A 12,166-nucleotide genomic window follows, 5' to 3' on the forward strand; every position below is an offset into this window, starting at 1 on the left:
CCTTGCCAGGTTGCGCCGCAAGTCAAAATGCTACAGCAAGTGCCAAAAGATGTTGGAATATTCCGTAAGGCTTCTGATGGCTAAAAGAAATAATGAGATTATCTATAGTTAATTAGCAATACCTAATTTAAAACTAAAAAAACAGGGCTAATAATGTGATACGTATTTTCCGCCACTATATATCCAGAGCTTATCTGTGGTTGGTTATAATAGAATTTTGGGTTTTTTTTGCCGCCATGTATTTCGGCAGTAATGTTCGTTTTCTGTTTACTGAGTCCTGGTATACAAAAGAGGACATTATCCTGGCAAGTATTATTTTTTCGATGGTACTGACTCTCTCCTGCTCGGCGCTTGGCCTGTACAGAAGAACTTTAAGCTGGGAAGACTTCAATCTGATGGCGCGAATATTCGTCAGTTTTATCGTCGCAATTTTGACGGTTATTACAATCTATTATTTTTTACATGAGTTTCTCCTCGCCCGGGGAATATTAGGATACGCAGTAGTTTTTGCATTTGCGGGGATGATGTTGACCCGTTTTTTGTTTTACCGGCTGGTAAATCTTGAACAGCTAAAAAGACGGGTCCTGGTTATAGGCAGCGGCAAAAAGGCCCGTAAGTTAATTGGCATTAATGATTCCTTTATTCATAAGGCCTTTAAAATAGTAGGTTTTGTGGCATTACCCGATGAAATTTCTGTTGTAGATAAAAACCAATTGATTCGTCTGGATAAAAATATCAATGAAATTGCCGAGGAATTTAATGTTGATGAAATTGTAATTGCTCTTGATGATAAACGCCGCATCATGCCGCTGGCTGAGCTTTTAGACTGTAAAATGTCGGGTCTGACGATAATGGATATGATGATCTTTTATGAGCGCGAGCAAGGGATTATTTCCCTGGAAAATGTCTACCCGAGCTGGCTGGTTTTTTGTGACGGTTTTGCCCAGGGAGGATTAAGAGCAGTGGAAAAAAGAATTTTTGATTTGATTGCCAGCTTATTACTATTTATTGTCGCCTGGCCCTTCATGCTGTTAACGGCATTGGCAATCTTTCTGGAAAGCGGCTTTAAGGGGCCCATCTTCTATCACCAGCTACGCGTAGGCGAGAATAATAAAAATTTTTATGTAATCAAATTTCGAAGTATGAGAACGGATGCTGAAAAGAACGGCATTCAATGGGCTCAAAAGGAGGACAGCCGGATCACGCGCGTCGGTAGTTTTATCAGAAAATACCGCATAGATGAGTTGCCGCAAATATTTAACGTTCTTATTGGCCAGATGAGTTTTGTCGGCCCTCGTCCAGAACGGCCTGAATTTGTTAAAGATTTTAATAAGAAGATTCCCTATTACACTGAAAGACATCGGGTTAAACCGGGCATTACCGGCTGGGCTCAGTTGTGTTATCCCTATGGAGCGGACGAAAATGACGCCCTTCAGAAACTCCAATATGATTTGTATTATGTTAAAAATTACAGCATCTTTCTGGATTTATCCATTATGTTGAATACAGTTGAAGCCGTTTTATGGGGTAAAGGAGCAAGATGATAAATTGTTCAGATAAAAGCAAAGCTGAATAATATTCAGTATTTTTGAGCATTGACAATGAATGAAAAAAACTAGACGGTGGTTTTGCTTAAATTAGAAGAAATTCTGTGGCAGTTTCGCAGGTTGTTAGTAGTATTTATCGCTGTTATTATTATTCAGGGCCTGGAACTAACCCTGCTTTATTATAAATACGATATATTCACCGGCGGATTCTTGCAGCCCTACTCCTATAGAACACTCCCCGAACGATTGACATTTCTTGGTTTGTCCTTCTGGTTTGATTTGGCATTATATGGTTTTGTAGCCAGCCTCTGGTTTTTTGTAGCTGACAAACTGAATAAATACGGCTTGATTATTTATTACAATTTCACTGTTCTGGTGGTGTTATCGACTGGAATCTGGCTAGCGCTTAAATTTCAAGTATTGTCCTATTTCAGCGATACTATAAATCTGCAAATTATAAAAAATCTGGGCGGCGGCAGTTTAAAGGAAGCCTTGCTGTACGCCAGTAATGAAATAAGTTTGTTTATTGCGATACTTTGCATTATTACCTTATTTTTGGTTTGTTTTATGAAGTGGCTCGATAACAAGTCCATCTATGAATTCTCAAAAAAAGATATAAAACATATCTCTTATATTAAACTGCTTTCTTTAAATCTGGTATTAACGCCCATTCTCGCCTATTTTATATCCGGCAATGATTTCTTACGGTATGGCTTAGAGAAAAAAACTTCTTACCGGCTTATTAGCAGTGGACTGGATAAATTATCCGATATTGATTCGGATGGCTCTGGCATATTTTCATATCCAAAGGATAACGCTGTATTTAATGCTGATATTTATCCCGGCGCATTGGACATTCCCGGCAATGGCCTAGATGAAGATGGCTTTCTGGGCGATGCTGTTATACTTCCAGTTAAAAAAGATAGCCTTTCTGAAATACCGCCTCAAAGCGGCAAACATATCATTCTTATTGTATTGGAAAGCGCGCGCGCCGATCTTCTGGATCAAAAGATAAATGATCACTATGCAGCACCGGTCATGAGAGATATTGCCAGCACCGGCTCTTCCATAAAAAATGCCTACAGCCATACCGGATACACAACCACATCGATAACCGCAATCTTTAACCGGGACCTGGTTAAAAATAACGCCAAACTCACCCTGATTCAATTCCTGCAATCGGCGGATTATCAACTTTCCATCATATCGGGTCAGGATGAGTCATTCGGCAATGTAGCCTCCGCTGTAGGTATGCAGAATGACTGCGTTTATTATTTTGATGCAAGAACAGCTATTAATGATCGTGTATTCCCGAGCACGGAACAGGGGAGTCTGCGTCTAAGTGAAGAACGGGTAGTAAAGCAGTTTCAAGCGCGAGTCAAGCAACTGGATTTTAGCAAGCCACAGTTTATTTATTTGAATTTTCAAGCCGCGCATTTTCCTTATTCGCATCCGAAAATGAAAAAACTGATTATTGAGCACTTGATCCCGCGCTCTAAAATTAATCTTGAAAATAAAAAATGGGTTTCAGATACTTACTGGAACGCCATAGCAAATGCAGACTGGGCGGTGGGAGAAGTTATCGCATCCCTGAAAGAGAAAACCTTGCTCAATCAGGTGACTATTGTTATTTTGGGAGATCATGGGGAATCTTTATTCGATGACGGCTTTCTGGGACACGGTCATGCTATAAATGATTCGCAAACGAAAATACCTCTGATTATAAATGATCCTGATGTTAGTGCCGACGAACCTATAGGCCAGGTGGACGTCGCGGAAATAGCCATCCGGTCAGCACTGGGTCTTACAAACCGCTGGCTAAATAAGGATAAAATGGTATTTCAATTAGTAGGGAGCTTATCTCAACCGTCATTGATTGCTCATGTACAACAGGATGGCGTACGGACCTTGTTTGATTTTCGCTCTGAACAGGTCTTCTTCAGCGAATCAAGATTATGGAAGACCTATGAAGAGGCGCTATCAGAACCGGTTTATAAAAACAGGATTGTAAATCTGATTCGAGACTGGGAAACCCTGCGATGGCGGCAGTATCTTGCCGAAAAGCAATAACTACTCTACTTCAGCGTTTGCAATACAACTATCTTTTTAATTAGCTTATCTTTTAGAAAGGCTAGCATAGCCTAAATCATTCTATATGATTTAGGCTATGCTTAATCAGCAGATTCTGGTGTCGAAAATCTGGAAATTTGAGATTAATCGTCTGCTGCGTGCTCATGGTTCATCTAAGAGCGCCTGTTCAATATCTTCTAAATATGTTTGATAACAGGGGCATGAGAAAAGTGTATCCCAGCGACATCAATCGAGAACAATTTGAACAGCTCAGGACATTGCTGGAAAGTGTTCGGAAGCAAACCAAACCGCGCAGTGTCGATTTATACGAGGTTTTTTGTGGCATCCTGTATTTGCTGAAGAGCGCCTGCCAATGGCCCATGCTGCCAAGCGATGTGCCGAACTGGCGCAGCGGGCATTATTATTTTTCAAAATGGAGCGTGCAGCCTGAGAATGCTTTAAGCCTGCTCGAGCAGGCGTTAAAAAAATCAGGCTGGCGCGGCCCGGCTTAAACCGGGGCGCAGCGCCAAGACGAGCTTGTGCATCGTTGATGCTCAAAGCGTCAAAAACACCAATGGCGCCAGAGATAAAGCTTATGAAGCCGGCAAAAAGGTAGCGGGCCTCAAGCGTCTTATCTTTGTTGATAGCCCAGCTTTGCCGCCTACGATAGCGGTCACCACGGCCAATATCACCGATCACCTGGGGGCGCTGGAGACCATTGCCCGGAACTTGACAGGCTTATCGAGGTTGCTTCGCTGTTAGGCGATGGCGGCTATACAGGGCAGCCTTTTGCTGAGGCCGTCCAGCGTTCGCCAGGTGCCGCCGTACACGTCGCCAAACGCCATGAGCTTCATAGCTTGGCGGTGCTTGCGCAATGGGGGGTGGTCGAGCGATTCTTTGCCGGGCTGGAAAAATACCGAACGCTTGCTTGACACCCGCTTACAATTTGTCAATTTGGCTTTCTTGGCCTTATTGCTGAGAAGATATTGAACAGATTCTTAGTGGTTGATCTTTTAGTAGCGACTTCATTTTTGCAATAACCACACGCCTTAACTTGGTAATAAAGTATAAATGTTTCTGCATTGCCAACCCAAACGGCGCCAGACATTTTTACAAAATAGCTCGACCCGGTGCAGTATAAAGGTACTGCAGCCGTTCGCCCCCTTTTACCTGAAATGGTAGGCTTTGACTTTATTGAAAGAACTGCAAAAGCTAACCTTATTTAATAAAATAGCTGATATCTGCCGGTCACTGTGGCTCTAATAGAGGATAAGTATTAAATGTGTTGTTGTAATGTTGAGGGCGAGCTTAAAATTGATATTTTCATTTATTAATCGTACTCTGTCGTTTGCTTAAATGCCTCTTATCTTGCATTAAATGCCTTTGAGGGTACCGGAGTGACATTGTTTGGCATTTTCAAAATGGATAAGGTCGCCCGCGGGTGCTAATGATGTTGATATTACTGTCAGTGGCGCTGCCTTTATTATTATTAAAATTTAAAAATCCTACATGCGGCACTCATAAACAAAACTTAAACCACCTTAGCCAAACAGCTTTTTCAGTGCAGCGCAGGAGTGTTAATTTATTTATTAAAGAAACCTCTAAAATTCCCGAACATTCCGAATTCACAACTTTTATGAAAATCACACGGCCATTAAACCCAATTTTTCAAACAACACAGCAGGTGATTCAAAACACATTTCCTGGCTCAACATATTAACGGCAACCTGAATGCTATAACCTTTAGTCAGTCTTGAGCCTGTATCTTTATCAACAATGAGATAATCTATTTTCAGACGATTTTCCCATTCAACACAACAGCACTTTACAGTAATTATCTGTGCAAACACGGCAGGCTTTGCGTAACTGATTCGCAGATAGATAATCTGCCATGCGTAACCTGAAGCGCGCATTTGGAGGTAGTTATAATTATAGAAGTTACGCATTGACGCCTGATTGAAATTGTGGGGGTTCACATGTGCCATTGAAGGCATAAAGGTGCCGATAAAGGCACCGATGACTTCGTTGAATAAATCCTGCCGTAATCGATAACAATTGCCGATCAATTCCATTGCGCGTAAGCGTTGTAATTGGGTATAATCACAAATAGCCGCAAACCAATGGTTTTTGATGGCTGTTTTGCTGCGCACCTGAAAGTGCCCGATAGTGCAGACCTGTTTAAGGGCCCGCTGATATTGCTCAATTTGCCAATGCCGGTCATGGGTTTGGCTAAAGTTCTGCCGGTCAAAGGCATCGAGTTATTCTTCATGAGGCAGGTACACACTATAATGGCGCTGTTGGTCTTTTAACCGCATCCGAAACAATTTGACAGGGCCAAAGTCCCGCCATCAAACGACCAGACCGTCTTCGGGCACCGCTAATTGTTGAACTTGCTGCCATGAGCCTTTTACGACTGCAACCAGACGATTGCTTTCCAGCGCTGACAGAAACCCCAGACCCTGGTTTTTATCGTCCTGAGATTCTTGACGCAGCTGTACCCGCTATCGCCCGTTACCCAACCGGGCTCAAGCATCCAAGCCAATACGTCGGCTAGCATCTCCAGAAAATAATCATTTTTGGTTTTGCCTTCGGCTTTATCGTAAACCCGGAAATTAACCGCTTGATGTTGCCCTTGAGGATCGGTGTAATGCAGCGTAATCAGGTTAATGCCCTTAACCGTTCCGTGATGCTTGCCGGACCAGAAATAGCCCACTAACGCCATGTCCTGACTATACGGTTTATCTAAAACATTGTCGTCCCCGCTTAAGGTTCCGGCTTTTAGATTCAGCATCGCCTTAGCCTCTTTGAACATATACTATGGCGTACAAGATTCCCTTTGCAAAAACCGGTTGACGCTATCGTCTGAAATATTCATAACTTCGGCTAATTGGCAACAACTCACAGCTTTCGGCTCGCTCAATAAAAATCCGATAGACATGGGCAAGGTACAGCGTGCCGTCGAGGTACGGCTTGTTTTTCTGATCATGAGTTGGCTTTTTGAGGCGGATATTTTTAATCTGTCTATTCTATCCTGACCTCATCTGTCAATGGGTAACTTCTAAATTAATCTTTTACAGCAAAGCGCAGCGAGCGCTTTCGAAATATTTGGCATAATGCCCATGCCAGACCACTTCCATCATATCAATATCATGAAAAGGTATTTCGATATCAACCGCGGTATGATGAAGGCTTTTATCTTCATGCATAAAAGATTAGAAAAACCCAGACCTATCCAACTGCTACGGCTTCGGCAAATGAATTAAAATATTATTTTTGCCTGTCGTAGCTACTGTCATTTTGGACAGCGGCTTGGGATTTTCATCAACCGGAGTTTTATTTAGCAGAGGAGAAAGCGTGGGCTTTAAAAACTTTAATATCTGTACCGGCAGGGAACTGGTAAAGTGATAATGTTCGGCGTCAGGCCCTGCCACATAAGCAGTAATGACGCCGAAAAAACGCTCGCCAAGGACAAATGCAAAAGTGGCGGCACGACTGATGAATTTCGATTCAAGCAAACGGCCTCCATCTCCCCATATTTCCAGCCGATGATCGCCCGTTCCGGTTTTGCCGCCGACAGCCATGGGTTTACCGTCAGAACCTGTATAAACGCCTCTTAAGCGTGATGCGGTTCCGCCCTCCACAACCCCAATAAGCGCGCTGCGCGCAACCCGGGTGACCTCAGGTGCAAGCACGGGCTGCCCTTGCTCAGGCAGCTTGTGCAATACGGTTTCATAGGGCGTCGCTTCGGCATAATGCAAACTCTCAAAACGGATAATCGGTAATTTTATACCCTCGTTCTGTATAATGCCCATAAGTTCGGCCAATGCCGCAGGCCGATCCCCAGAAGCGCCGATAGCTGTTGCATAAGACGGTGTCAGTTTTCCGAATGGATAGCCTAGGCGCTGCCACGCCTTATGGATTTCTTTAAACGCATCCACTTCCAGCAAGGTCATGATGCGCCGTTGCTGAGCGCCTTTTCTTTTGCTTTTGAGCAGCCATCGATAAACTTCCTGGCGTTTTTCGGCGCCCGCTTCTATGACTTCTTCACGGCTAGCGTCAGGATGCTCTGCCAGATAACCGACCAGCCATAATTCAAGCGGGTGAATTTTGGTTATAAAGCCCTGATCCTGTAAATCAAATTTCTCCGCCGAATATTTGTCGTACAAATTATAGATGTCTTCATTGAGCAATGCAGTTTTCGTCAAATGGATATTTAAATATTGGCTTAGGGCGTACTCGTCATGCTTAGGATAAACAGCCCGATAAAGCATGGTAAGACGTGAAGGTTTGGCAATGACTCTCCGGGTAAGCAGCGTCAATGCTTCTGCTGCGCTCTTGCCCCGGTATTTAGCATAAAAACGCTGTAAATAAACGCTCCCTTCGCGGTCCGCAAAGCGTTCCAGAGACTCTTTGCGCCTTGGATCACCGGGTATTTCAAGCCAGCGTGCTATACCTTGAGGTTTATAGAGATGGTGATAAACAAGATCACGCATCAGACGAATGAAAACCAGGTTTACGGAATCGCGCAAGGCATGGCGCACCGACATGATTTTAAGGTCCTCGGCTTTATCAAAATTGTTGAAATGATGAATACCGCCGCCGGTAAAAAAATTCTCCCCGGAACTGGCCGAATAGCGTCTATCCAGCGCCAAATTAAGTAAATCTTCCAGACTTATCTTTGGCTTTAAGCGAAGCTGTTCAATTACCCAGGCAGACAGATAATCGCGAGGGTGCAATTCAACACGGCTCAGTTCCGTGGAGAAAAAATCTTTATATTGCCGGTAAATCTCTGCAATAAGTTCCAGATAATGCACCATAGTCCGCAATTTGGCGGTGGAGCCAAGATCCAGCCGTATTCCTTCATTAATATCCAGGGGCTGATCATAATTATCAGTTTGAATGCGCAGAAGATTACCCGTAGTCCCACGTTCAAATAACATAAGACTGTAGATTAGCGGGGATAAATCGGTGTTTTCATTAAGCAACCTGAAACCCAGCACTCCTGCAGTCCGGGCTTCATCTGGCTCGCTTAATCGGCGCAAAGCTGTGGAAACAGCCTGTTGAGCAGGATAGTCAAGCGATGTTTTAACGGTTAAATCGAGGCGATCGAGATCATAGATGGATTTTACGCCAAGAGTTTTGGCAAGACGGGCTCGCAGTACTGTTTGCGTTTTTTTTTCAGTCATAAACGCCGTAACTGGCTGATCCAGCCTCGCCCAACGAGGCGTCGAAACCTGCAAGGCAGCATCTCTTAATGACGTCGAAATAACCCCCTGCTCTGCCAACAGCCGCAAATAGCTGTTGGTAAGATTCTGCAGCGCATTGTAGCCTGGTCCCAGCAGATAGGATGGTCTTCTTTGTGATAACAATAGACTGAGCACCTGCCGGTAGGCTCGTGCCTGCCGAGCACTAACTCGTTCAGATGAATTGATCGAATTTGAGCCAAGCAGTTTGTTAACCTCGTTAAAATCAGCGCCGAACCATGCCCGTAGACCATCACCCAAGCCATGTGCTTCTCCCAATTTTGGGGTAGCGGCAAGCGGCATGGAATTTAAATAAGCCAGAGCAATTGCTCGACGCATTGCACGGGTATCGGCTCCAAGGAGATACGCGCGAACGGACGCGCTACTCATTTGACGGAATTTATCCATTATCGAATTAGTATAGCCATGCCGGGAATGCCGGTATTTTTCTAATTGAGTGGCCAAGGTACTGCCGCCGGGCACATTAATATCCGCGCCCAGTTTGCTGGCCATCATTTGCAGTACGGCATAGCCTAAACGGTCCCACTCGACGGCCGGATTAACATTTATGTGGATATCATCGAGCAGCTCCCGATTCTCAATAAAGAGCAAGGTATACAAAACTAACGCAGGTATAGAATCAAAATTCGGGTAGCCATAACTGGGATAAGCCGAGCTGAACACGACCTGATCGGCCTGATCCAATATTCGAAGTCCGGCGCGGTTTTTCTCATGGTAAATGGTGAATAACCCATAATCGGCTAATTGAGTCATCATTGGCGAAGAGGATGCCTGAGCCGTGATATTGAAGCCGGACTTCTCCAATCGGTCAATCACGTCCGGCAACATGACATAGCCCAGGCGCTGATCATAAGGTCCATATTCGGGATAGCGTATTGATGAACTGGGGCCGCTATTAAGTTTGAAGCTTAATTGCTTGCTTACTATGGATAAGTAACGGGCCTGATAGTTTGATGTTTTAACTTCCTCTTTCAAGATTTTGACAAAAACAACTCCAATCCCCATCAATCCGACCAGAATGCTCAATACCAAAATTCGACGAATTAATTGCTTATTCGCCCGCATCATTGACAGCTTTATTCAAAATGTAATGAAGCCTCCCCTTTTTCAGTAGCATCTGAATTAATTGACTGGAATTTCTCAAATATTTTGTTTTCAATATTAGATGTTAAGGCAATGAATTTTTATTTAAGCTTACTGGCGGCGAGTGGTATTTCCTGTAGAAAACAGGCTGTGCTTAACAATTTATTCAATAATTATAGCAAATAAATAGAATAAGCCTGCGCAAGTTAAATTTGTATTTAATTAGATTTTGCTTTACTCAAATTCCGGCTATAGCAAGGTCATGTCAATTTTTTGACACCCTTTTTTGCCTAATAGTTTATTAATTCAAGGCTTTCTTTTACTTTGCAAAAGTCTCCTTTAGAAGGGCTGCTGTTGAAATATAAAAAAACAATTCAGCCACAACAAAGCTCATTGCAGTTTCTTGATTTCCTAATCCTTATTTCTTGGACTTATCGCCTTTTTTATTGCCGACTTAACTGATTTTATAACTTCACTTTTTCTCATATTAACTACAGCAGACTTTAAGTTGTCCCATTAAAGGCTTATATCGATCAGAACTTCTTACTTTATTTGATCCTAGCCGCTACATAAGGATGAGGTTGAGAGGTACCAGGCCCGTTAATGGGTATTATCACTAAAGAAGCCATCTAAAACTTAGCGAAAAGAGAGCCGATAAATATACGAGTCCCCAATTCTTGGACAGTTAATTAAGGTGTTATTCTGCAAGTCACAGGCTCCAAAAGAGATAAGAGAAGGCTCCTGCAGAGAAAGCATCACAGCGCCGAATTCAAAGCGAAAGCCGCCTTAGAAGCGCTCAAAGGGGACTTTCGCTCAACGAGATTAAGGGGGCGAATCAGCTTCACCCGAATCAGGTATTGCATTGGAAAAAAGAAGCGCAGGCGGTTTGGTAGTGCTATTGTCGGCCCAACGGGGCCGGAGAATTCAGGCGAAGGCCAGCGAAAGAGGCGTTATACAGGCAAAGCGGGCGCCTCAACTTGGAGTTGGACGGGCTGAAAAGAACTCCGGGATATGCCTATAGACGAGCGTCTGCGCTGGCTGCTAGAACCCGGCGAGGTAGCGTTGGCGCGGCAATGCGAATTCGGGCAGTGTCTGCAGCCGTTGTTATGATCAGGCGCAAGCGGAAAGCGCCTTGACGACCTTAAGGCACCGGATCGATACGCTTTATACCGCCTGTCCGTTTTACGGCTCCCGACCGGTGACAGCGGCGCATGGGCCAGGCGAATTATCCCAAGCCGAATCTCAGCCAGAGAGGGCGCTTCTTAACTCCAAGCCATTAACTCGAACAGTCTTTAGGGTCATAGAACCCGTATTTGCAAGAGGGGGAATTACTTTTCATGAATAAATTATCTAATTTTGAAATTAATGGGGATGTTAATACAGGCAAAAAACAGCTTGATATTCACATTCGTCCTTTAGCTATTTTTTTCAAGGTTGAGAACAATCCGCAAGGCATTAAAGAAGCCGTTAAAAAAATTAAACTACACGCGCCTTCAAGAGTAATTATTGAATCAACCGGCGGTTTTGAGACCTTGTTTGTCGAGGCTTGCCAGAAGGCTGAACTCCCGATTATGATCGCAAATCCTTTGTTGGTGAGACGATTCGCGGCAGCGACTGGAAAACTGGCTAAAACTGATAGGATTGATGCTGAAATTATTGCCTTTTATGGCGAAGCCCTTAAACCACGCTTGAGTGCAGTAAAACCTGAACAGTTAAGCTTAATGAGTGACTTATTAAGCCGCAGAAGGCAATTAAAGGAAATGGCGACTATGGAAAAGAATCGCCCGGCATTTATGATGTTTCAACCTTTTACCGGACACACGGTTAAGCCGCTTTATGCAGCAATTCATAGTCAACGGGCGATAGATAACCGTTGGAGGAATGCTGTCGCTCGCGGTTGCAGAACACTTCGATATATTCAAACACCGCTTGTTTACCCTCCGCTCGGATTTGATAGGTTTGATTAGCTATCAGTTTGGTTTTCAAGCTACGGAAGAAGCTTTCCGGAACGGCTTTATCCCAACAATTGCCCTTACGCCTCATGCTCCGCCGGATGCCATGTTGGTTAACAGGAGCCGATGACTTTCCGGCGCCTGTTGACTGCCCCGCTCGGTAGGCCGCCTCAGTCCCTTTTCCGGCTTTCGCTTGCAAATGGCCATCAATAAGGCGTCGTTCACCCGTTTAGCCCGCCTAGGCTCGGCC

The 12,166-nt window shown here is 44.1% G+C and carries 5 protein-coding genes and 5 pseudogenes; 5 read left to right on the forward strand and 5 right to left on the reverse strand.

What is annotated here, in order from left to right:
• The 4 genes and pseudogenes from HUX64_RS17740 to HUX64_RS17755 form a co-directional block, all read left to right on the forward strand.
• Positions 1 to 112 (forward strand): annotated as a pseudogene (locus tag HUX64_RS17740) (IS1 family transposase); the annotation flags it as partial.
• Between the two features lie 43 nt (positions 113 to 155).
• Positions 156 to 1,544 (forward strand): TIGR03013 family XrtA/PEP-CTERM system glycosyltransferase, encoded by a 1,389-nt coding sequence (locus tag HUX64_RS17745; RefSeq protein ID WP_174627537.1) that lies wholly within the window; start codon positions 156 to 158, stop codon positions 1,542 to 1,544.
• A gap of 78 nt (positions 1,545 to 1,622) precedes the next feature.
• Entirely contained in the window at positions 1,623 to 3,617 is a 1,995-nt protein-coding gene (locus HUX64_RS17750; protein WP_174627538.1) for an LTA synthase family protein, read from the forward strand.
• A 221-nt stretch (positions 3,618 to 3,838) separates the two neighbouring features.
• Positions 3,839 to 4,607: pseudogene (locus HUX64_RS17755) on the forward strand (IS5 family transposase).
• Between the two features lie 653 nt (positions 4,608 to 5,260).
• On the opposite strand, the gene HUX64_RS17760 reads toward HUX64_RS17755, so the two are convergent.
• From HUX64_RS17760 to HUX64_RS17775, 4 genes and pseudogenes are all read right to left on the reverse strand, one after another.
• Positions 5,261 to 5,563 carry an acyl-CoA thioesterase gene (locus HUX64_RS17760; RefSeq protein ID WP_217426603.1) on the reverse strand — a complete coding sequence of 101 codons (303 nt, stop codon included), beginning with the start codon at positions 5,561 to 5,563 and terminating at the stop codon, positions 5,261 to 5,263.
• Positions 5,556 to 6,600, reverse strand: a pseudogene (locus HUX64_RS17765) (IS701 family transposase). Before HUX64_RS17765 ends, HUX64_RS17760 begins: the two are co-directional and overlap by 8 nt.
• An 88-nt stretch (positions 6,601 to 6,688) precedes the next feature.
• Complete coding sequence (locus HUX64_RS17770; RefSeq protein ID WP_343034423.1) at positions 6,689 to 6,823, reverse strand: acyl-CoA thioesterase family protein; 135 nt, start codon at positions 6,821 to 6,823, stop codon at positions 6,689 to 6,691.
• Positions 6,824 to 6,856: 33 nt separating this feature from the next.
• Complete coding sequence (locus HUX64_RS17775; protein WP_343034424.1) at positions 6,857 to 9,949, reverse strand: transglycosylase domain-containing protein; 3,093 nt, start codon at positions 9,947 to 9,949, stop codon at positions 6,857 to 6,859.
• Positions 9,950 to 11,301: 1,352 nt separating this feature from the next.
• Here HUX64_RS17775 and HUX64_RS17780 point away from each other — a divergent pair.
• Positions 11,302 to 11,736, forward strand: a pseudogene (locus HUX64_RS17780) (IS110 family transposase); the annotation flags it as partial.
• 52 nt (positions 11,737 to 11,788) lie between these two features.
• Here HUX64_RS17780 and HUX64_RS20580 read toward each other — a convergent pair.
• Positions 11,789 to 12,166: pseudogene (locus HUX64_RS20580) on the reverse strand (IS3 family transposase); the annotation flags it as partial.

It is taken from the genome of Candidatus Methylobacter favarea (assembly GCF_902806695.1).
In the GTDB taxonomy this organism is placed as follows: Bacteria; Pseudomonadota; Gammaproteobacteria; order Methylococcales; family Methylomonadaceae; genus Methylobacter_B; species Methylobacter_B favarea.

Bases quoted from the DNA above. Each gene is read 5' to 3' on its own strand.
- HUX64_RS17760 (WP_217426603.1), bottom strand. From the start codon at position 5,563: ATGCGTAACTTCTATAATTATAACTACCTCCAAATGCGCGCTTCAGGT.
- HUX64_RS17770 (WP_343034423.1), bottom strand. From the start codon at position 6,823: ATGCATGAAGATAAAAGCCTTCATCATACCGCGGTTGATATCGAAATA.
- HUX64_RS17775 (WP_343034424.1), bottom strand. From the start codon at position 9,949: ATGATGCGGGCGAATAAGCAATTAATTCGTCGAATTTTGGTATTGAGC.